Source organism: Sulfitobacter sp. LC.270.F.C4, from assembly GCF_032922545.1.
GTDB lineage: Bacteria > Pseudomonadota > Alphaproteobacteria > Rhodobacterales > Rhodobacteraceae > Sulfitobacter > Sulfitobacter profundi.
In genome coordinates this window covers 1-20,615 of the sequence record NZ_CP136692.1, presented here as the reverse complement: position 1 = coordinate 20,615, position 20,615 = coordinate 1, and the positions used below count along the sequence as shown (strand labels likewise).

14 protein-coding genes, 3 tRNA genes and 3 rRNA genes are annotated in these 20,615 nt (G+C 58.7%); 11 read left to right on the top strand and 9 right to left on the bottom strand.

Going from position 1 to position 20,615, the window contains the following annotated elements:
* The first annotated feature begins 29 nt into the window (after positions 1–29).
* The gene (locus R1T45_RS03835; protein WP_120351888.1) at positions 30–914 is read left to right on the top strand and encodes a lysophospholipid acyltransferase family protein; all 885 of its coding nucleotides are present in this window, start codon (positions 30–32) and stop codon (positions 912–914) included.
* Between the two features lie 79 nt (positions 915–993).
* Here R1T45_RS03835 and R1T45_RS03830 read toward each other — a convergent pair whose 3' ends face one another.
* Positions 994–1,869, bottom strand: a complete 876-nt coding sequence (locus R1T45_RS03830) for a 3-hydroxybutyryl-CoA dehydrogenase (RefSeq protein ID WP_317390175.1) — start codon at positions 1,867–1,869, stop codon at positions 994–996.
* Between the two features lie 157 nt (positions 1,870–2,026).
* Between R1T45_RS03830 and R1T45_RS03825 the strand changes: the two genes are divergently transcribed.
* Complete coding sequence (locus R1T45_RS03825) at positions 2,027–2,860, top strand: DUF6473 family protein (protein ID WP_120351886.1); 834 nt, start codon at positions 2,027–2,029, stop codon at positions 2,858–2,860.
* Between the two features lie 76 nt (positions 2,861–2,936).
* Here R1T45_RS03825 and R1T45_RS03820 read toward each other — a convergent pair whose 3' ends face one another.
* The 6 genes from R1T45_RS03820 to R1T45_RS03795 form a co-directional block, all read right to left on the bottom strand.
* Positions 2,937–3,863, bottom strand: coding sequence for an electron transfer flavoprotein subunit alpha/FixB family protein (locus tag R1T45_RS03820; protein WP_120351885.1), 927 nt, complete (start codon positions 3,861–3,863; stop codon positions 2,937–2,939).
* Positions 3,863–4,621: an electron transfer flavoprotein subunit beta/FixA family protein gene (locus tag R1T45_RS03815; RefSeq protein WP_067623952.1), complete on the bottom strand. Its 759-nt coding sequence runs from the start codon at positions 4,619–4,621 to the stop codon at positions 3,863–3,865. The genes R1T45_RS03820 and R1T45_RS03815 overlap by 1 nt, the downstream gene beginning before the upstream one ends.
* A gap of 161 nt (positions 4,622–4,782) precedes the next feature.
* Positions 4,783–5,358, bottom strand: coding sequence for a cob(I)yrinic acid a,c-diamide adenosyltransferase (locus R1T45_RS03810; RefSeq protein WP_132443749.1), 576 nt, complete (start codon positions 5,356–5,358; stop codon positions 4,783–4,785).
* Entirely contained in the window at positions 5,358–5,564 is a 207-nt protein-coding gene (locus tag R1T45_RS03805; protein WP_067623948.1) for a twin transmembrane helix small protein, read from the bottom strand. The genes R1T45_RS03810 and R1T45_RS03805 overlap by 1 nt, the downstream gene beginning before the upstream one ends.
* 57 nt (positions 5,565–5,621) lie before the next feature.
* On the bottom strand, positions 5,622–6,455 hold the full coding sequence (locus tag R1T45_RS03800) for an SDR family NAD(P)-dependent oxidoreductase (protein ID WP_317390174.1): 834 nt from the start codon (positions 6,453–6,455) through the stop codon (positions 5,622–5,624).
* Between the two features lie 57 nt (positions 6,456–6,512).
* Complete coding sequence (locus R1T45_RS03795; protein ID WP_317390173.1) at positions 6,513–7,208, bottom strand: SH3 domain-containing protein; 696 nt, start codon at positions 7,206–7,208, stop codon at positions 6,513–6,515.
* A 224-nt stretch (positions 7,209–7,432) separates the two neighbouring features.
* Here R1T45_RS03795 and R1T45_RS03790 point away from each other — a divergent pair, with 224 nt between their 5' ends.
* Positions 7,433–9,874 carry a DNA topoisomerase IV subunit A gene (locus tag R1T45_RS03790; RefSeq protein ID WP_317390172.1) on the top strand — a complete coding sequence of 814 codons (2,442 nt, stop codon included), beginning with the start codon at positions 7,433–7,435 and terminating at the stop codon, positions 9,872–9,874.
* Positions 9,875–9,899: 25 nt separating this feature from the next.
* Here R1T45_RS03790 and R1T45_RS03785 read toward each other — a convergent pair whose 3' ends face one another.
* Positions 9,900–11,258, bottom strand: a complete 1,359-nt coding sequence (locus tag R1T45_RS03785; protein ID WP_317390171.1) for a cytochrome P450 — start codon at positions 11,256–11,258, stop codon at positions 9,900–9,902.
* Between the two features lie 126 nt (positions 11,259–11,384).
* On the opposite strand from R1T45_RS03785, the gene R1T45_RS03780 reads away from it, so the two are divergent.
* Entirely contained in the window at positions 11,385–11,963 is a 579-nt protein-coding gene (locus R1T45_RS03780; protein ID WP_067623938.1) for a hypothetical protein, read from the top strand.
* A gap of 161 nt (positions 11,964–12,124) precedes the next feature.
* Positions 12,125–13,300: an elongation factor Tu gene (gene tuf, locus R1T45_RS03775; RefSeq protein WP_067622157.1), complete on the top strand. Its 1,176-nt coding sequence runs from the start codon at positions 12,125–12,127 to the stop codon at positions 13,298–13,300.
* A gap of 161 nt (positions 13,301–13,461) precedes the next feature.
* On the opposite strand, the gene R1T45_RS03770 is transcribed toward tuf, so the two are convergent.
* A complete protein-coding gene (locus R1T45_RS03770) occupies positions 13,462–13,959 on the bottom strand; it encodes a DUF892 family protein (RefSeq protein ID WP_132443745.1) in 498 nt (165 codons plus the stop codon).
* A 143-nt stretch (positions 13,960–14,102) separates the two neighbouring features.
* Here R1T45_RS03770 and R1T45_RS03765 point away from each other — a divergent pair.
* The 6 genes from R1T45_RS03765 to rrf all read left to right on the top strand — a co-directional run bounded on the left by R1T45_RS03765 (position 14,103) and on the right by rrf (position 20,521).
* Positions 14,103–14,178: transfer RNA gene (locus R1T45_RS03765), tRNA-Trp, on the top strand.
* 822 nt (positions 14,179–15,000) lie between these two features.
* Positions 15,001–16,464 (top strand): 16S ribosomal RNA (locus R1T45_RS03760).
* Between the two features lie 145 nt (positions 16,465–16,609).
* Positions 16,610–16,685, top strand: a tRNA-Ala gene (locus R1T45_RS03755).
* Positions 16,686–16,919: 234 nt separating this feature from the next.
* A tRNA-Ile gene (locus R1T45_RS03750) sits at positions 16,920–16,996 on the top strand.
* A gap of 432 nt (positions 16,997–17,428) precedes the next feature.
* Positions 17,429–20,287, top strand: a 23S ribosomal RNA gene (locus R1T45_RS03745).
* Positions 20,288–20,406: 119 nt separating this feature from the next.
* Positions 20,407–20,521: ribosomal RNA gene (gene rrf / locus R1T45_RS03740) — 5S ribosomal RNA — on the top strand.
* Together the 16S, 23S and 5S rRNA genes with 2 tRNA genes alongside form the textbook arrangement of a ribosomal RNA operon.
* Positions 20,522–20,615: the final 94 nt, after the last annotated feature.

Here is a 20,615-nt window from a genome sequence, read left to right as displayed (position 1 = left end):
CCGGGCGGGAAAAAGGATCCTCCGACCCCATGGATGACGCGCAAAAGCAGGCGGCCAAATCGGCCCAGACAGGTAACGGTACGGTGACCTTCACCAAATACGACCGCCGCAGCCTGTCTTATGCCTCGACCTTCGATGACCCATGGAAGGCGCGTGTGATCTCCGCGATGGAGCTTTTCACAGGCAAGCTCAAAATCCTGCGCCTGATCCGCAAGTTTGAGCAACGCGGCACCCCCTCGGGCCAAGCCTTCTGGCGCGCCGCACTCGACACGATGGGCATTGATCTCACCACCCCGCAAGAGCAGCTTGACCGCATCCCTAAAGAAGGGCCGGTCGTGGTCGTGGCGAACCACCCCCACGGCATGGTCGACGGCATGATTTTCGCCGATCTCATTGGCCGTGTGCGCCCCGACTACCGTATCCTCACCCGGTCGCTGCTCACGTCGATCGACGAAGTGGCCGGCAGCTACATGATCCCGGTGCCTTTCCCGCACGACCCGGATGCGCAGCGTAAAGGCGTTGAAATGCGCGCCAAGGCCATGGCCCACCTCAAAGACGGCGGCGTTGTGGCGCTTTTCCCCTCCGGCGTCGTTGCCGCGTCGGAAAGGTGGTGGGGCCCGGCGGTCGAGGCGGAATGGAACGTCTTCACCGCCAAGATGATCCGCCGCTCCGGTGCGCAGGTTGTCCCGATGCGTTTTCCCGGCCAGAATAGTCGCGCCTATCAGATTGCGAACAAGCTCAGCCCGATGCTGCGCCAAGGGTTGTTGCTGCATGAAATCGCCCACGCCTGCGACAAACCCCAAGGCCCCATCGTCGGCCATCCGCTTGCCCAAGAACAGGTCGACCGCTGGGCAGACGACCCGCGCGGCTTCATGGCTTGGCTCCGCGCCCACACTCTGGCGCTGACCAACTGATCTTCATCCTTTTAAAAATACCCGCGGGGGAATCGCGCCTTTGGCGCGAGGGGGGCAGGGCCCCCAGCACCCTTACGGCTTAGCGCGTCGGAACCGGTTTCTCGCCCCGGTAGTCATAGAACCCGCGCTGCGTTTTGCGGCCCAGCCACCCGGCTTCGACATATTTGGTCAGCAGCGGGCAGGGGCGGTATTTCGTATCGGCCAGCCCATCATGCAGCACGTTCATGATCGCCAGACAGGTGTCCAGACCGATGAAATCCGCCAGTTCCAGAGGGCCCATCGGATGGTTGGCCCCCAGCTTCATCGAACTGTCGATCAACTCGACGTTGCCGACCCCTTCATAAAGCGTATAGACCGCCTCGTTGATCATCGGCATCAGGATGCGGTTCACGATAAAGGCTGGGAAATCCTCGGCCGAGGCGGCGGTCTTGCCCAAGCGGTCCACCACGGCTTTGCAGGCGTCATAGGTCTCCTTATCCGTGGCAATGCCGCGGATCAGTTCGACCAATTGCATCACCGGCACGGGGTTCATGAAATGAAAGCCCATGAATTTCTCGGGGCGGTCGGTGCGGCTGGCCAGACGGGTGATCGAGATCGAAGAGGTGTTCGAGGTCAGGATCGTCGTCGGTTTCAGATGCGGGATCAGATCTTCGAAAATCGCCTGTTTCACCGTTTCCCGTTCCGTGGCGGCTTCGATCACCAGATCGCTCTGGCCCAGATCGCTCAGCGTCTGGGTCGTGGTGATGCGCGCCATGGCGGCATCGCGCTCGGCGGCGGTGATCTTTTCGCGGCTGACTTGACGGTCCATATTGCCGGTCACGGTTTTCGTCGCTTTGGCCAGCGCATCGGCGCTGACATCGTTCAGCAGCACGTCGTAGCCCGCCAGCGCCATGACATGGGCGATCCCGTTGCCCATCTGCCCTGCTCCCACGATACCGATTTTCTGGATGTCCATGGCCTGTCCTTTGCTTGAGTTCGGCGCACAATAGGGCGCGTGGCGGGGGTGCCGCAAGGGCAGCTGTTTACGAAAACTCACGGCAAATTCGCCCGTTAACAGAATCGCAGCCCCTACCGTGCAATCTGGCTTTGGGTGAACAACAAAGGTGGGTTCAATGACCTATGACACAGTGGGGCCAGCGCCTCTGGACTATTTGCCATGCCGCTATGGTACCTCAAAGCTGATGTTTCGCGGCCCCCGCCGCAGGCTGGAGGCGCCCTATATCGCCTTTCTCGGCGGGACGGAGACCTATGGCAAATTCATTGAGGAGCCGTTTCCCGCGCGGGTCGAAGCCGAGATCGGCAAAACTTGTGTGAATTTCGGTTTTCCCAACGCGGGGATCGACGCCTTTGCGCATGATCCTTTCGTCGCGCAGGCCGCTTCGCAGGCGGATGTGACGGTGGTTCAGGTCATGGGCGCGCAGAACATGACCAACCGTTTCTATTCGGTCCACCGGCGCCGGAACGACCGGTTTGTCGGGGCTTCCGCGCTGTTGCAGACGATCTACCGCGAGGTCGATTTTTCCCAGTTCCACTTCAACCGCCACATGCTGACCCACCTCATGCAAGTCTCGCCCGAGCGGTTTGAGGCGGTGCGCGCAGAGCTTCAGCAAGCCTGGCTGGCGCGCATGCGTTTGATGCTGGGGCAGATACAGGGGCGCACGCTTTTGCTTTGGTTGGCCGACCGCCCGCCGGTCGCGGAGGCAGAGCAGCCGGTCGGGGAGTTGGGCCATGATCCGCTGTTCGTGACCCGCGAAATGTTGGACGCGGTGGCCCTACATGCCACGGCCAAGATCGAGGTCGTCTCTCCCAAAGACCCCTTTGCCGGGCCGACCGCTGGCATGGTGGTCAGCGAATTCGAGGCGCAGGCCGCGTCGGAAATGCTGGGCCCGATGGCCCATGCCAATGCCGCCGCCGCCCTGACCGATGCGCTGCAAAGCATGTCCTGACGCTCCCGGTACAGGCGCATGCAACGAAAAAGGCCCGCCGAGAACGGCGGGCCTTTGGTGTTTCACGTGAAGAGCTTTACAGCTTTTCGATAAGTTCCGGCACGGCGTCGAAAAGGTCCGCCACAAGGCCATAGTCGGCAACTTGGAAGATCGGCGATTCTTCGTCTTTGTTGATCGCGACGATGATCTTGGAGTCCTTCATCCCCGCAAGGTGCTGGATCGCACCGGAGATGCCGACCGCAATATAGAGGTCAGGAGCCACAACTTTACCAGTCTGGCCCACCTGCCAATCGTTCGGGGCATAGCCCGAATCAACTGCCGCGCGCGAGGCGCCAACAGCCGCGCCAAGTTTGTCGGCCAGTTTTTCGATCAGGGCGAAGTCCTCTTCGGAGCCGACGCCACGACCACCGGAAACCACCACGCCTGCGCTTGTCAGCTCGGGGCGGTCCGATTCGGCGACCTTGTCTTCGACCCATGTGGACAGGCCGGGGTTGTCGGCAGCCGAGATGGTCTCGACCGAAGCAGAGCCGCCTTCACCCGCGGCATCGAAGGTCGATGTGCGGAAGGTGATGACTTTCTTGGCGTCGTTCGACTTCACGGTCTGCACCGCGTTGCCCGCATAGATCGGGCGCTCGAATGTGTCGGCGTCGACAACGCCCGAAGCATCCGAAATCACCATGACATCAAGCAGGGCCGCGACGCGGGGCATGATGTTCTTGGCATCCGTGGTGGCGGGCGCGACGATGTGGTCGTAGTCACCAGCCAGCGACACGATCAGTGCTGCGGTGGCTTCGGCCAGACGGTGGCCCAGCATCTCGTCTTCGGCGACCAGCACCTTGGAGACGCCATCGATCTTGGCCGCCGCTTCGCCTGCCGCCGCGGCAGAGCTGCCCGCCGCCAGAATGGTCACGTCGCCCAGTTTCTTGGCCGCTGATACCGCCTTGGCGGTTGCGTCCATCGACAGTTCGCCGTCGGAAATCTCTGCAATCAGAAGAACAGCCATTACACAGCCCCCGCTTCTTTGAGTTTCGCCACAAGCTCGTCAACCGAACCGACCTTGATGCCAGCGGCACGTTCGGCAGGCTCAACGGTTTTAACGATTTCCAAGCGGTTGGAGACATCGACGCCGTAGTCTTCGGCGGTCTTTTCATCCAGCGGCTTTTTCTTGGCCTTCATGATGTTCGGCAGCGAGGCATAGCGCGGCTCGTTCAGGCGCAGGTCCACGGTGACGACTGTGGGCATGGAGACTTCGATGGTCTGCAAGCCGCCGTCGACTTCGCGGGTGACTTTTGCCTTGTCGCCTTCGATGGCGATTTCCGAGGCGAATGTTGCCTGCGACCAGCCCATCAACGCCGAGAGCATCTGCCCGGTGGCGTTCATGTCATTGTCGATCGCCTGTTTGCCGCAGAGCACGAGGCCCGGCTGTTCTTCGTCGACGATGGCTTTGAGGATCTTTGCCACGGCCAGCGGCTCGATGTCCTTGTGCACATCGTCCGACGCGACCACGAGGATCGCGCGATCCGCACCCATGGCGAGCGCGGTACGCAGCGTTTCCTGCGCTTGCTTCACACCGATGGAGACAGCGACGACCTCTTCAGCCTGACCGGCTTCTTTCAGACGAATCGCTTGTTCAACGGCGATTTCGTCGAAGGGGTTCATCGACATTTTCACATTGGCAAGATCAACACCCGATCCGTCCGCTTTGACACGAACTTTCACGTTATAGTCGATCACGCGTTTGACAGGCACCAATACCTTCATGAGCGGTCTCTCTCCTCAGTTTGCGACGCGGGCTGGTGGCCCGGTCTCCCTAATTCTCCACACGGGTGTAACGAAGCGGATCGGATCAAAACAGGCCAAAATCGGCAGGTCGGCAGTTTTGAACGCGGCGTTTTCCCCGATTTTTGTCTGTTAGCGCTATTTTATGCGCGGTTCGCGCCCGGCACCCAGAGCACGTCTTCCTTGCCCGCGTTATTGGCCATACGCGCGGCGACGAAGAACCAGTCGCTGAGACGGTTCAGATAGGTGACACAGGCCGGGTTGATCGCCGTTTGCTCTGACAGCAGAACCGCCAGCCGTTCGGCGCGGCGCGCCACGGTGCGGCAAACATGCAGATGTGCGGCCAGCGCGCGGCCACCGGGTAGGATGAAGCTCCGTAGCGGCTCCAACTCGGTGTTCATCACGTCGATCTCGCGTTCAAGCCGGTCGACCTGTTCTTGCGTGACCCGCAGGGGCGGGTATTCTGCATCGCGGTCGGCCTCCATATCGGGGCGGCAAAGGTCGGCGCCGAGATCAAAAAGGTCGTTCTGGATGCGGGCCAGTGCTTCGTCCGTGGCGCCGGTGGCTTCAAGCCGGGCAACGCCGACAAAGCAGTTCAACTCATCCGAGGTGCCATAGGCCTCGACCCGCGCGTCATGTTTGGCGACACGTTCGCCATTGCCAAGCGCGGTCGTGCCCTTGTCCCCGGTGCGGGTGTAAATCTTGTTCAGTACAACCATCAGATCGTGCCCCCTCGGAAATAGACATAGGCGAGGATCAGCAGCACGGCGATGAACTGCGCGATGATCCGCCAGCGCATCAGTTTGTTGGCGTTGCGTTTGTTGAATTTTCCCCCCGTGGCAAAGCCGCCCAGCCCCATCAGGAGCACAACGGCGACCGCCACGACGGAAAGCAGGACGATCACGAAAAACGGATCATTTGGCATGGGCTGTCCTTTCGTTGCCCCGAGATGTAGCGGCGCAGGGCAGTCGCGCAACCAAAATCAGCGGCTGGTGACCCAGTCCAGCGCCCGCGTCGGCAGGATACGCCGCAAAACACCGGCGATATGGGTTGGGGTTGTGACGAAATAGCGCGGGAGGGGCCGGGGGGATTCGACGGCATGGGCCAGTTTCTCGACCACGGCCTCAGCCGGAAGTTCGAAACGGTCCTTTTTGCCGCTGTCGTCATAGAGCCGGGGGCGCATGGTGGCCTCATACTCCGCCGCGCGGGGGCTGTTTTTCCAGTCGATCCAACGCTCGAAGCGCGGGATCGCCTTGGTCCGCAGCTTTGAGGTGACGGGGCCGGGTTCGATCAGGATCAACTCAACCCCCGTGCCGCGCATTTCAAGCCGCAGGGTGTCGGTCAGCCCCTCCAGCGCGAATTTCGTGGAGTTATACGCCCCGCGCCATGGCATCGCCACCATGCCAAGCACCGAAGAACATTGCACGATCCGCCCATGCCCTTGATTGCGCATCACCGGGATCACCGCGCGGGTCAGGCTGTGCCAGCCAAAGAAATTCGCCTCGAATATCTCGCGCAGGGCATCGGTGGGAAGGTCTTCGACCAGTCCGGGCGTGGCGTGGGCGCCGTTGTTAAAGACAGCATCCAAGGTGCCGCCGGTTTGCTCTAGCACTTGGGCGATTGCCGATTGGATGCTGGCCTCATCGGTATAATCGAGACGGGGCGCGTCGAACCCTTCGGCGCTCAGCCGGTCGCAATCCGCTTGTTGGCGGCAGGCGGCAAAGACGCGCCAGCCGCGGGCGCGCATGCCATGGGCGGCGGCATAGCCGATGCCGCTGGAACAACCGGTGATGAGGATGGAACGGGTCGCAGACATGCAAAGGGCCCTTCATTTGAAAGGCCCTTCATCGCGCGATGCTGTAAGATTGGCAAGTTAGCCGTTGTTGAGCAGGAAGTCGGCCATCCAACCGGATGCCGTGCCGTCGACGCTGCGAAAGCGCACCCAACCGGCACCGTTGTCTTCGACCACCTCTACGGCGTCACCTTTGCCCAGTTTCCCGACCACACCGAAATTGGTGCCCGGCCCACCGCGGACATTGACGCGGGTGCCATTCACTTTGCGAATGTCGGCCTGCGTCGTGCTGACATAGGTGGTGCCGTTGTCGGTGGCGTTGATCAGGCTTGGAATGACGACTGGCGCATTGGCGCTTGTGGTCGAATAGGCGGCCTTTTCTACTTTGGGGGTGCTGGTGCTGACAGCTTTGACGACTTTCGCGCCAGCGCGGTCCGCGGGGGTGGCCACGGCCTTTTGCACCATCGCGTCAGTGGCCTGCGGCAAGTCGCTGAGGGTCGTAAGGTTCAGCGCCACGCGGGTCGCAGTCACATCCCGTGCCGGTGCGCGCTCGGCGAAGGGGGTGATGGGGCTTTCGGCCTTGCGGGCTGCATTTGCCGCGGCGGCGGTGACAAGGGTGGACGAGGTCGTGCCGGCTTCTGCGCTGGCGATCAGCGCCGATGCTGCCGTCTCAGAGCTGGCCATCTGCGGGCCTGCTGGCACGAAATCCGCCCCGCCGCTCATCTCGTAGAATGCCCAGCCCATGAAACCAAATGTCAAAAAGATGAACCGTTTCATTTTGCTGTTCCTTGTCCCGTGTCAAAACCATGTTGCTGTTGAGAGACCAACGCGAAACTTCGCGAATGGTTCAATTCCGATTGGCAAGAATTCGCATATCCGGAAAGTATTGCTTTTTTCTCACTTGAAACCGTGTTGGCGATCTTTTTCCCGAGTTGACTGCGGGCAAAGGGCGGGCAATCTGTCGCTTGCCCGCTCTGCCGTGCTTGGCTAAAAGACCCGTCATGTCAGACATAAGCACACCCCCAGAACTCGACCCGAATGACCTGTCCGAGCCGCTGCGCCGCGCCTTGGGAGAGCGGTATCTGACCTATGCCTTGAGCACGATCATGCACCGGGCGCTGCCGGATGCGCGCGATGGGTTGAAACCGGTGCACCGCCGCATCCTTTATGCCATGCGCGAGTTGCGGCTGTCCTCGACGGGCGGCTTCCGTAAATCGGCGAAGATTTCGGGCGACGTGATGGGGAACTATCACCCGCATGGCGATGCCGCGATCTATGACGCGATGGCGCGTCTGGCGCAGGATTTCAACGTGCGCTATCCGCTGGTCGACGGGCAGGGCAACTTTGGCAACATCGACGGCGATAACCCTGCGGCCTCGCGCTATACCGAGGCGCGGATGACCGCCGTGGCCGAAGCCATGCTGGAAGGGCTGAACGAGAACGCGGTTGATTTCCGTGAGAATTACGATGGCACGCTGACCGAACCGGTGGTGCTGCCCGCGCAGTTTCCGAATCTGCTGGCCAATGGCTCTTCGGGCATCGCCGTGGGCATGGCCACGAACATTCCGCCGCATAACATTGCCGAGCTGTGTGACGCCTGTATTCACCTGATCAAGACGCCCGACGCCCGCGACGAGACGTTGTTGAACTACGTCCCCGGCCCGGATTTCCCCACCGGTGGCGTGATCGTCGAGCCGCCTGAGAATATCGCCAATGCCTACCGCACGGGCCGCGGCTCTTTCCGGCTGCGTTGTCGTTGGGAAGTTGAGGACCTTGGCCGGGGCGCTTGGCAGATTGTCGTTACCGAAATTCCCTATCAGGTTCAGAAATCCAAGCTGATCGAAAAGATCGCCGAACTGATCCAGACCAAGAAGATCCCGATTCTTGCCGATGTCCGCGACGAATCCGCCGAAGACATCCGCATGATTATCGAGCCGCGCTCGAAGAACGTCGATCCGAACGTGCTGATGGGGATGCTGTTCCGCAACTCGGACCTTGAGGTGCGCTTCTCGCTCAACATGAACGTGTTGATCGATGGCCAAACGCCCAAGGTCTGCTCGCTCAAGGAAGTGTTGCGCGCTTTCCTTGACCACCGGCGCGAGGTGCTGCAACGCCGCTCGCGGCACCGGATGGACAAGATCGACCACCGGCTTGAGGTGCTGCAGGGCCTGATCACGGCCTTTCTGAACCTTGACCGGGTGATCGAGATCATCCGCTACGACGACGATCCCAAAGCCGCCTTGATGTACGAGGATTGGAGCCGCGCGCATCAGGATACGCTGAGCCGCGCGATGGACGAATCCGCCTATGTCTCGCCCTTGGCGGGGGTCGATGTGTCGAAACTGGCGGTCATCGCGGATGCCGAGGCCGAAGCCACCGGCGTGCTGACTGAGAGCGGTGACACCCGCGCCATCCCGCACAGCTATGCAGGCCGCGAGAATGGCCTGTCGGATGTGCAGGCCGAGGCGATCCTCAACATGCGCCTGCGGTCCTTGCGGCGTTTGGAAGAAGACGCGCTGGTGAAAGAGCGTGACACGCTGATGACCGAACGCGCGGGTCTCGAAGATCTGCTGGAAAGCGACGACCTGCAATGGTCCACCATCGCTGACCAGCTGCGCGCGACGAAAAAGCAGTTCGGCAAGGACTGGGTGATCGACGGCGTCAAACGCGGCCAGCGCCTGACCGAATTCGACACCGCCGGAGAGGTTGAGGATGTCCCGATTGAGGCGATGATCGACCGTGAGCCGATCACCGTGGTCTGCAGCCAGATGGGCTGGATCCGCGCCATGACCGGCCATATCGACCTGAACCGCGAGTTGAAGTTCAAAGACGGCGACGGCCCGCGCTTTATCTTCCATGCCGAAACGACGGACCGGTTGCTGGTCTTCGGCTCGAACGGGCGTTTCTACACCGTCTCCGCCGCCAACCTGCCCGGCGGGCGGGGCATGGGCGAGCCTTTGCGTCTGATGGTTGATCTGCCCAACGAAGTGCAGATCGTGTCACTCTTTATCCACCAGCCGGGGCGCAAGCTGTTGGTTGCCTCAACGGCAGGCGACGGTTTCGTGGTGCCCGAGGATGACGTCGTGGCCCAGACCCGCAGCGGCAAACAGGTGCTCAACGTGCGTGGCGAAGGCGTCTCGGCGCTGGTCTGTCATCCGGTGTCGGGTGATAGCGTCGCCACCGTGGGCGAGAACCGCAAAGTGCTGGTCTTTGGCCTTGATGAATTGCCCGAGATGGGCCGGGGCAAGGGCGTGCGCCTGCAGAAGTACAAGGATGGCGGCCTGTCGGACGCCACGACCTTCACGCGGGAAGCGGGCCTCAGCTGGCAAGACCCGGCGGGCCGGACACGTACCGAGGCCGATCTGGCAGAATGGACCGGCAAGCGCGCAAGCTCGGGCCGGATGGCGCCGCGCGGCTTCCCGCGCGACAACAAGTTCACGTGAAACAGCCGCGCCTTTCGGGGCGCGGTCAGTCCAGCGGCTCGGCGGTCATCCAGACGCCGCCCTCGGGGCGCAGGGTCAGGATCATCACCGGCTCCGGGTCCTTTCCCGGCACAGGCGTGAACTTGAACCGCCCCAGCAGGGTGGCGAGGATGATCACCGCCTCCTGCAACGCAAAGCTCGCCCCGATGCAGATGCGCGGTCCGTCCCCGAAGGGCAGATAGGCATAGCGGTCAATCGCCTTGCGGTCGGCGAAACGTTCAGGCCGGAAAGCATCGGGATCGTCCCAAAGCAGTTCATTGCGGCCTAGCGCGTAGATCGGGATCATCACCGTGTCGCCGGGGCGGATTTCGCGGTCGCAGAGCCTGTCGTGCTTTTGCGCCGTGCGCGAAATGATCCCGGCGGCGGGGTAGAGCCGCAGCGCCTCGTCGATGATCATCCGCACCAAGGGCAGCTTGTCCACATCGTCGCCGGTGCAGGCACCGCCTTGCAGCACATCGCGCACCTCTGCGCGGGCGCGCGCCTGCATCTCGGGGTCGAACCCCATGAGGTACATCGACCAAGCCAGCGTCAGCGCCGTTGTCTCATGCCCCGCGACGATAAAGGTCAAAAGGTTATCGCGCAACTCTCCGGTGTTCATCTGGCGCTTGGTCTTGGGGTCTTCGCCCTCCAGCAGCAGGTCCAGCAGATCGGGCGTGCCGTCATGGCCGCGCGCCACCCGCGCTTCGATCGCCTGATCGGCCATCGCCTTCATTTGCTTCAGCGCCTGACCGGACATCATCCGCCCCGGACGTGGCAGCCAATCGGGCAGGCCGAGGATATCGAAGAGGCTGATCTTACCCGCCTCGGCGATATAGTCGTCGATGGCGCCATGCACCTTGTCGCGGTCAAAGGTGCCATCGCCTGAGAAGGTCACGTCGCCGATCACCTCGAAAGTCGTCGTCACCATCTCATCGAGCATGTTGACCGCGCGCGGCCCAGCAGCGGCGATCCGCTTGGCCGAGCGGTCAGCGGCGGCGCTCATCACCGGGGCAAGGTTGCGCACGTTGCGCTGCGAAAAGACAGGGGCCGCCGCCCGGCGCTGCCAGCGCCAATGCGCCCCTTCTGCGATAAAGAGCGATTCCCCGATGGCCGGGCGCAGCAGGTTCTTGGTGACATCGGACTTCGGGTAGTCCTCCAGCCGGTCGAGCAGGATTTCCCGGATAGCACCCGAATCCATCACCATATGCCAGCGCTTGCCGGTCTTGCCCGAAACCATGGGCTGGGTGGTGGCGATCTTGGGGATGATGCTCAGCACGTTGCGCCGCGCCATCTGCAAACTGCCGAGCATTCCCACAGGCTCGGTCACCAGCGGTACGCGCACGGGCAGGGGGGATGGTTGGGTCATGATGCTGTCCTCACTCATATCCAAGATAGACCGGACCGGCAGGCGCGCAACTGCGGCAAATGATTGCGCCCCTCCCGGCCATCGGCTACCCCTTTTCGAAATCTTAACGCCCCCGAAGGATTGCCCATGTTCCGAGTTCTTGCCCTGTTGACCTTCGTCGCGACGCTGGCCGCCTGCAACGGGGCCTCCGACCTCGACAAAGCGCCGACCCCGCTGGGGGACTTCAACCTGCACCACAATATCGTCGTGGCGCCCAAAGCGCAGAAGGGGCCGCTGAGCCGCGAGGTCAGCAAAGAAGAATTGGCCGAGGCCGTGCGCGCCGCCACCGCCGAACGCTTCGACCGCTACGATGGGGAGCGTCTCTATCACTTCGGCATCAGCGTCGAAGGCTACGTGCTGGCACAGCCGGGCATCCCACTGGTCTTTGCCCCGAAGTCGATCCTGATCCTTAACCTCACGGTCTGGGATGACGCGAAGAACATGAAGCTGAACCCCGAGCCGCATCAGATCACTGTCTTCGAATCCCTCGATCAGGGCCCGGTTGTTGGCTCGGGCTATACCAAATCCGCCGAAGAGCAGCTCAAGAACCTCAGCCAGAACGCGGCCAAGTCGATCGAGACCTATCTGGTCAAGCAAAACCGCGAAGAGGGTTGGTTCAGCGGTGGTGTGGCATCGTCGCCTGCCGGGGAGCCGGAGGATAAATAACCCCCGTCGGGGCGCGCCGAACCGCTGCCGCATGGGCCCGATGGGCTTTAAGTGGCCCCAAGACGCAAGTCACGCTTGATTTTACCGCCCGAACCCAATACATCGCCCGCCAGATAGGGTTCGGGTCCCCGTTGGGGCCCCTCAATTAAAAGGGCGCCACCATGGCAAAGGCAAAGTTTGAACGTAACAAGCCACACGTCAACATCGGCACAATCGGCCACGTTGACCACGGTAAAACCACGCTGACCGCGGCGATCACCAAATACTTTGGTGACTTCCAAGCGTATGACCAGATCGACGGCGCGCCCGAAGAGAAGGCCCGCGGCATCACCATCTCGACCGCACACGTCGAGTATGAGACCGAAGCACGTCACTACGCCCACGTCGACTGCCCCGGCCACGCTGACTATGTGAAGAACATGATCACCGGTGCCGCTCAGATGGACGGCGCTATCTTGGTGGTGAACGCGGCCGACGGCCCGATGCCCCAGACCCGCGAGCACATCCTGCTCGGCCGTCAGGTTGGCATCCCCGCCATGGTCGTCTTCATGAACAAAGTTGACCAGGTTGACGACGAAGAGCTGCTTGAGCTGGTCGAGATGGAAATCCGCGAGCTGCTGTCTTCCTACGACTACCCCGGCGACGACATCCCCGTTGTGCCCGGTTCCGCTCTGGCGGCGATGGAAGGCCGTGACGAAAACATCGGCGAGAACGCGATCCGCAAGCTGATGGAAGAAGTCGACAACTACATCCCGACACCTGAGCGTGCTGTTGACCAGCCGTTCCTGATGCCCGTCGAAGACGTGTTCTCGATCTCTGGTCGTGGTACCGTTGTGACCGGCCGTGTTGAGCGTGGCGTGATCAACGTTGGCGACGAAATCGAAATCGTCGGCATCCGCGACACCAAGAAAACCACCTGCACCGGTGTGGAAATGTTCCGCAAGCTGCTGGACCGTGGTGAAGCTGGCGACAACATCGGCGCGCTGCTGCGTGGCGTTGAGCGTGACGGCGTTGAGCGCGGTCAGGTTCTCTGCAAGCCCGGTTCCGTGAACCCGCACACCAAGTTCGAAGCCGAAGCCTACATCCTCACCAAAGAGGAAGGTGGCCGTCACACGCCGTTCTTCGCGAACTACCGTCCGCAGTTCTACTTCCGTACAACTGACGTGACCGGCACCGTTCAGCTGGCAGAAGGCACCGAGATGGTCATGCCCGGCGACAACGTGTCCTTCGGCGTTGAGCTGATTGCACCGATCGCCATGGAAAACGGCCTGCGCTTCGCGATCCGCGAAGGTGGCCGTACGGTTGGCGCCGGCGTTGTTTCCAAAATCACTGAGTGATTTTGGGCGGGGCCTTCGGGCCTGACGTCTGAGAGATTTGAAAGGCCGCAGCGTTTGCTGCGGCCTTTTGCTTTTGTGGGGGAGGGGGCACCTACGGCCCTTGAAACGAAAAAAGGCCAACTCCTGAAGGAGCCAGCCTTTCCCGTTCATATCTATCGCACTTACGCGGCGTCTGCGTTCACACCGCCCTTGGTCGCGATCTCTGTCATGCGGCGGTCGCCGTCATAGGTGTGGTCAAGCTGCTCTTGCAGCTGCGCGCCGTCTTCGTCCTCGCCCAAGCGATTGGCGAAGGCCACAACGCAGCCGTATCCGGCCAATGCGTAATGCACCATGCGCTGATACTGTGTGATGATCATCGCATCGCGGGCATCGTTGTCGCCAAAGTCTTCTTCCAGCACATGTTTATGCGCCTCTTTCACAAGGCCCTCCATGCCGTGGCAGTGCTCTGCGTCGGGGTCGAGGTCATGTTTCGCGCAGATGGACTTCAGCACATCCATCCCCTTGGCGATTCCGTTGCTGCCATCGATCAGCGCTTCCGACAGTTCTTTGTCCTCCGCCGCACGACCCAGTGCGTTGGTCGCTTCAAGCGACTGCTTGCAGGCAGAGTAGAGGTCTTGCAGTTGGTCGGTGTAGACGTCTTTGAGATTGTTCATAGTCATCGGTCGTCCTCCAATTTCGGGCTTGGTTCGACGAGAAAACGTAAGCTGGCCGTGCAATGTTCCCCAAAGAAGAGAATATCGCCGGAAAGGTCAGATCTGCTCTTGATCCGCCGCCCGTTTGCGACTACCCAAACCCCCGGCATAGGGGTTTAGCTCAGTTGGTAGAGCATCGGTCTCCAAAACCGAGGGTCGTGGGTTCGAGTCCCTCAGCCCCTGCCACATCTCTTCAAATCTGTAATGGTGACCCGCGTTTCTAGCGGGGCGGTTGATTTGTTTTCGCCGCTTGGTGTCTCATCGGCGTGGGATTTGCCGCCTGAAGGGCTGTCGTGAGTCGCCGCATCGCTTCCGCTTCAGAACTGTACCCCTTCCGTTCGAACGGTATCGCCAAGCTGGGACTCGCAGTGACACCCCGATTCACAGGGAATCCGACTCCGACCTTCCTGGGATTAGGGGCGATTCACTCCACCTCAGCCGCAACAGGTCTCAAATACCCCAGCTTCGGGCCTTCCGATGAGCCTGTTTACTGTTTTAAAGTCCCGAAATAGTTCGAGATTTCAGCAACTTGCCCAAAGGCTCTTCAAAACCTTCACTTTTCTCAACTTTCCGCTTGCGGGTTTCTGTCACTCGCCTTAGAACCCCCTCTACCGGCGGCGCAGAGATGCAGCGGCGGGGCGCCAGACGGGGCGGACGGGAGCGGAGACGCTGAGTTCGGTTCGGAAGGTGGATAAAAATTCGAGGTATTAGGGCGGGGCGCGCCAAGAAGTTAGGGCGCATCTCAGTTTCTTTTGTCTCAACGCTGTTTGAAAATTTGATATCTGAAGAGATATGTGGGCGGTTTGGTTCATTCGATGGATCAACGTCTGTATATCGCGCTCTTAGGGTTTAGGCCCGATGATAGAGTGTCAGCTTCACTGTTTGGACGGCTTTCGACTACTTTGTAGTCTCAAGCACAACAAACAGAGAATGGCTTGTATCTTTCAGTAAGGGATACAGGTCGATGTGCAGAGGTTCGACGTCAAGGATAAGCTAGCAATAGCTTTTCAACTTGAGAGTTTGATCCTGGCTCAGAACGAACGCTGGCGGCAGGCCTAACACATGCAAGTCGAGCGAGACCTTCGGGTCTAGCGGCGGACGGGTTAGTAACGCGTGGGAACGTGCCCTTCTCTGCGGAATAGCCACTGGAAACGGTGAGTAATACCGCATACGCCCTTCGGGGGAAAGATTTATCGGAGAAGGATCGGCCCGCGTTAGATTAGATAGTTGGTGGGGTAATGGCCTACCAAGTCTACGATCTATAGCTGGTTTTAGAGGATGATCAGCAACACTGGGACTGAGACACGGCCCAGACTCCTACGGGAGGCAGCAGTGGGGAATCTTAGACAATGGGCGCAAGCCTGATCTAGCCATGCCGCGTGTGTGATGAAGGTCTTAGGATCGTAAAGCACTTTCGCCAGGGATGATAATGACAGTACCTGGTAAAGAAACCCCGGCTAACTCCGTGCCAGCAGCCGCGGTAATACGGAGGGGGTTAGCGTTGTTCGGAATTACTGGGCGTAAAGCGTACGTAGGCGGATCAGAAAGTAAGGGGTGAAATCCCAGGGCTCAACCCTGGAACTGCCTCTTAAACTCCTGGTCTTGAGTTCGAGAGAGGTGAGTGGAATTCCAAGTGTAGAGGTGAAATTCGTAGATATTTGGAGGAACACCAGTGGCGAAGGCGGCTCACTGGCTCGATACTGACGCTGAGGTACGAAAGTGTGGGGAGCAAACAGGATTAGATACCCTGGTAGTCCACACCGTAAACGATGAATGCCAGTCGTCGGGCAGTATACTGTTCGGTGACACACCTAACGGATTAAGCATTCCGCCTGGGGAGTACGGTCGCAAGATTAAAACTCAAAGGAATTGACGGGGGCCCGCACAAGCGGTGGAGCATGTGGTTTAATTCGAAGCAACGCGCAGAACCTTACCAACCCTTGACATCCTGTGCTAACCCGAGAGATCGGGCGTTCACTTCGGTGACGCAGTGACAGGTGCTGCATGGCTGTCGTCAGCTCGTGTCGTGAGATGTTCGGTTAAGTCCGGCAACGAGCGCAACCCACATCCTTAGTTGCCAGCAGTTCGGCTGGGCACTCTAAGGAAACTGCCCGTGATAAGCGGGAGGAAGGTGTGGATGACGTCAAGTCCTCATGGCCCTTACGGGTTGGGCTACACACGTGCTACAATGGCAGTGACAATGGGTTAATCCCCAAAAGCTGTCTCAGTTCGGATTGGGGTCTGCAACTCGACCCCATGAAGTCGGAATCGCTAGTAATCGTGGAACAGCATGCCACGGTGAATACGTTCCCGGGCCTTGTACACACCGCCCGTCACACCATGGGAGTTGGTTCTACCCGACGGCCGTGCGCCAACCTTTCGAGGAGGCAGCGGACCACGGTAGGATCAGCGACTGGGGTGAAGTCGTAACAAGGTAGCCGTAGGGGAACCTGCGGCTGGATCACCTCCTTTCTAAGGATGTTCCTAGCAGCGAGACTTGTCTCACTCGTGGAACACTTAGCAAGTCGGCAAACAAAGCCGACTATATTAGAACCGAGCCGTCCTCATATCTCTTCAGAAATAGGTCCTGCGCTGACGGCGTAGGTCTCAAAAGTTTGGGGCCTTAGCTCAGCTGGGAGAGCGCCTGATTTGCATTCAGGAGGTCAGGAGTTCGATCCTCCTAGGCTCCACCAAGCCTTTTGCAGAGCAAAAGGCGTCGCCCTGGCAGTCGTTGCGCAGCAACGATGAGAAGGGCAGCGTATAAGGCCCTTATTACCTCAACCACTAAGGGCTGGTTCCTCTCGGGCCCTTCCTTCGGAATGCCCTTCCGGAACGACGAGTTTTGCCTTAGGCAAAATCTCTTGCACAACTCGCACATTGCTTCGCAATATGCTGTTTGTGCGACGTGCGCGCCTCCGGCGCACACTGGGTCGGTAGCTCAGGTGGTTAGAGCGCACGCCTGATAAGCGTGAGGTCGGAGGTTCAAGTCCTCCTCGACCCACCATCTTCCCTAAGGTGGTACACGGAACATACCTTCAAGCACATACAGTGTGTTTGAACGTCTGTTCCCGGATGAAGCATCGCTTCGTCCTTCAGACGAATTGACATCGTAAAGAGAGATACTAACAACATGTTTGATCGCCCCGCGTTAGGGGATGATCTCGGTTGCTGCCCTTCGGGGCCGGTGTTTGACGGGCTGTTTCCTCGGCCTTTCTGACATATCGCGATCGAAACGAATATGTTGTCCAAGTCAAGTACACTAACCAGAGCGATGACGCGGACCTCCTGCACGGACGGTTCGCTATCTGCATCGCTCATTGTCCAGACGATAGTCTGGGCGGGTAAAAGTATGCTTTTGATACAGGATAAAGAGGATCAGTTTCTTACCAGCTTCTGATCTTCGCGCGAGACGCTAAGTCTTGCTTTTTCTGGATCAAATCAAGCGCGAAAAGGGCGTTTGGTGAATGCCTTGGCAGTAAGAGGCGATGAAAGACGTGATACTCTGCGATAAGCCATGGGGAGCTGAGAATAAGCTTTGATCCATGGATTTCTGAATGGGGCAACCCACCTGATACTTTGTTATTACTGCACTTCGGTGCAGCTAATAACTTGGTAAACCAGGTATTTTTAGGCTGAATATATAGGCTTAAAAAGGCAAACCCGGGGAACTGAAACATCTAAGTACCCGGAGGAAAGGAAATCAATATGATACTCCCCTAGTAGCGGCGAGCGAACGGGGACCAGCCGAGCCATGAGTGTGGTTAGAATGCGTTGGAATGCGCAACCAAAGTGGGTGATAGTCCCGTATAAGAAGCATGATTGGACGTATTAAGTAGGGCGGAACACGTGAAATTCTGTCTGAAGATCGGAGGACCACCTTCGAAGGCTAAGTACTCCTTACTGACCGATAGTGAACCAGTACCGTGAGGGAAAGGTGAAAAGCACCCCGACGAGGGGAGTGAAACAGTACCTGAAACCGAACGCCTACAAACAGTTGGAGGGACCTTGCGTCCTGACAGCGTACCTTTTGTATAATGGGTCATCGACTTGGTCTCACGAGCAAGCTTAAGCCGTTAGGTGTAGGCGTAGCGAAAGCAAGTCTTAATAGGGCGTTGAGTTCGTGGGATCAGACCCGAAACCGAGTGATCTAGGCATGGCCAGGTTGAAGATAAGGTAACACTTATTGGAGGACCGAACCCACATCTGTTGAAAAAGATCGGGATGAGCTGTGCCTAGGGGTGAAAGGCCAATCAAACTCGGAGATAGCTGGTTCTCTGCGAAATCTATTTAGGTAGAGCGTCGACCGAATACCCTCGGGGGTAGAGCACTGGATGGGTAATGGGGCCCCACAGGCTTACTGATCCTAACCAAACTCCGAATACCGAGGAGTACTAGTCGGCAGACACACGGCGAATGCTAACGTCCGTCGTGAAGAGGGAAACAACCCTAACCTCCAGCTAAGGCCCCTAATTCATGGCTAAGTGGGAAAGCAGGTGAGACGACCAAAACAACCAGGAGGTTGGCTTAGAAGCAGCCATCCTTTAAAGATAGCGTAACAGCTCACTGGTCTAAATAAGTTGTCTTGCGGCGAAGATGTAACGGGGCTCAAGCCATGAGCCGAAGCTGAGGATGCATTTATTGCATGGTAGCAGAGCGTAGTGTGACATAGTTCCATGTGTCCTTACCTACACTTGTTCGTTTGGTTTACCCCAACCGGACCGTAGGATTGGACACAAGGAGCTTTCTGTGAAGCTGGCGCGTGAGCGATCCGGTGGAGAGATCACTAGTGAGAATGATGACATGAGTAGCGACAAAGAGTGTGAGAGACACTCTCGCCGAAAGTCCAAGGGTTCCTGCTTAAAGCTAATCTGAGCAGGGTAAGCCGACCCCTAAGGCGAGGCCGAAAGGCGTAGTCGATGGGAACCAGGTTAATATTCCTGGGCCAGATGGAAGTGACGGATCTCGAGGGTAGTTCATCCTTATCGGATTGAATGGGCTGCTTAGAGGTCCCTGGAAATAGCTCCATCGCTAGATCGTACCCTAAACCGACACAGGTGGACAGGTAGAGAATACCAAGGCGCTTGAGAGAACTATGTTGAAGGAACTCGGCAAAATACCTCCGTAAGTTCGCGAGAAGGAGGCCCGGTTTCTAGGCAACTAGAGGCTGGGGGCACAAACCAGGGGGTGGCGACTGTTTATTAAAAACACAGGGCTCTGCGAAGTCGCAAGACGACGTATAGGGTCTGACGCCTGCCCGGTGCCTGAAGGTTAAAAGGAGGGGTGAGAGCTCTGAATTGAAGCCCAGGTAAACGGCGGCCGTAACTATAACGGTCCTAAGGTAGCGAAATTCCTTGTCGGGTAAGTTCCGACCTGCACGAATGGCGTAACGACTTCCCCGCTGTCTCCAACATAGACTCAGCGAAATTGAATTACCGGTCAAGATGCCGGTTACCCGCGGTTAGACGGAAAGACCCCGTGCACCTTTACTACAGCTTCACACTGGCATTAGGCCGAACATGTGCAGGATAGGTGGTGGGCTTTGAAACCGAGACGCCAGTCTCGGTGGAGCCTCCCTTGAGATACCACCCTTGTTCTGCTTGATGTCTAACCGCGGACCGTTATCCGGTTCCGGGACCCTGTGTGGCGGGTAGTTTGACTGGGGCGGTCGCCTCCTAAATCGTAACGGAGGCGCGCGAAGGTTGGCTCAGAGCGGTCGGAAATCGCTCGTTGAGTGCAATGGCAGAAGCCAGCCTGACTGCGAGACTGACAAGTCGAGCAGAGTCGAAAGACGGCCATAGTGATCCGGTGGTCCCAAGTGGGAGGGCCATCGCTCAACGGATAAAAGGTACGCCGGGGATAACAGGCTGATACTGCCCAAGAGTCCATATCGACGGCAGTGTTTGGCACCTCGATGTCGGCTCATCTCATCCTGGGGCTGGAGCAGGTCCCAAGGGTACGGCTGTTCGCCGTTTAAAGAGGTACGTGAGCTGGGTTTAGAACGTCGTGAGACAGTTCGGTCCCTATCTTCCGTGGGTGTAGGATACTTGAGAGGAGTTGCCCCTAGTACGAGAGGACCGGGGTGAACGATCCACTGGTGGACCAGTTGTTATGCCAATAGCAGTGCTGGGTAGCTATGATCGGACAGGATAACCGCTGAAGGCATCTAAGCGGGAAGCCCCCCTCAAAACAAGGTATCCCTGAGAGCCGAGGTAGACCACCTCGTCGATAGGCCAGAGATGTAAGCGTGGTAACACGTTCAGTTGACTGGTACTAATTGCTCGATAGGCTTGATTTGATCCAGTAGAAGCAAGACTGCTTAACTGGTCAAAAGCATACACATACAATCAGTTGTACATGACTTGGAACACGCTCTGCGTCGCAACGCGCAGAGCGCTTTATCAGGAATTTATTTGGTTTGGTGATCATAGCGCGAGCAAAACACCTGGTCCCATCCCGAACCCAGCCGTTAAGTGCCGTAGCGCCGATGGTACTGCGTCTTAAGACGTGGGAGAGTAGGTCATCGCCAAACCTAATAAGTTCCTGATAAAAAAAGTATCTCTCAACGATGAGAAAAATAACAAAACCGCCGCAGCTATAAAGCTGCGGCGGTTTTGTCTTTGGGG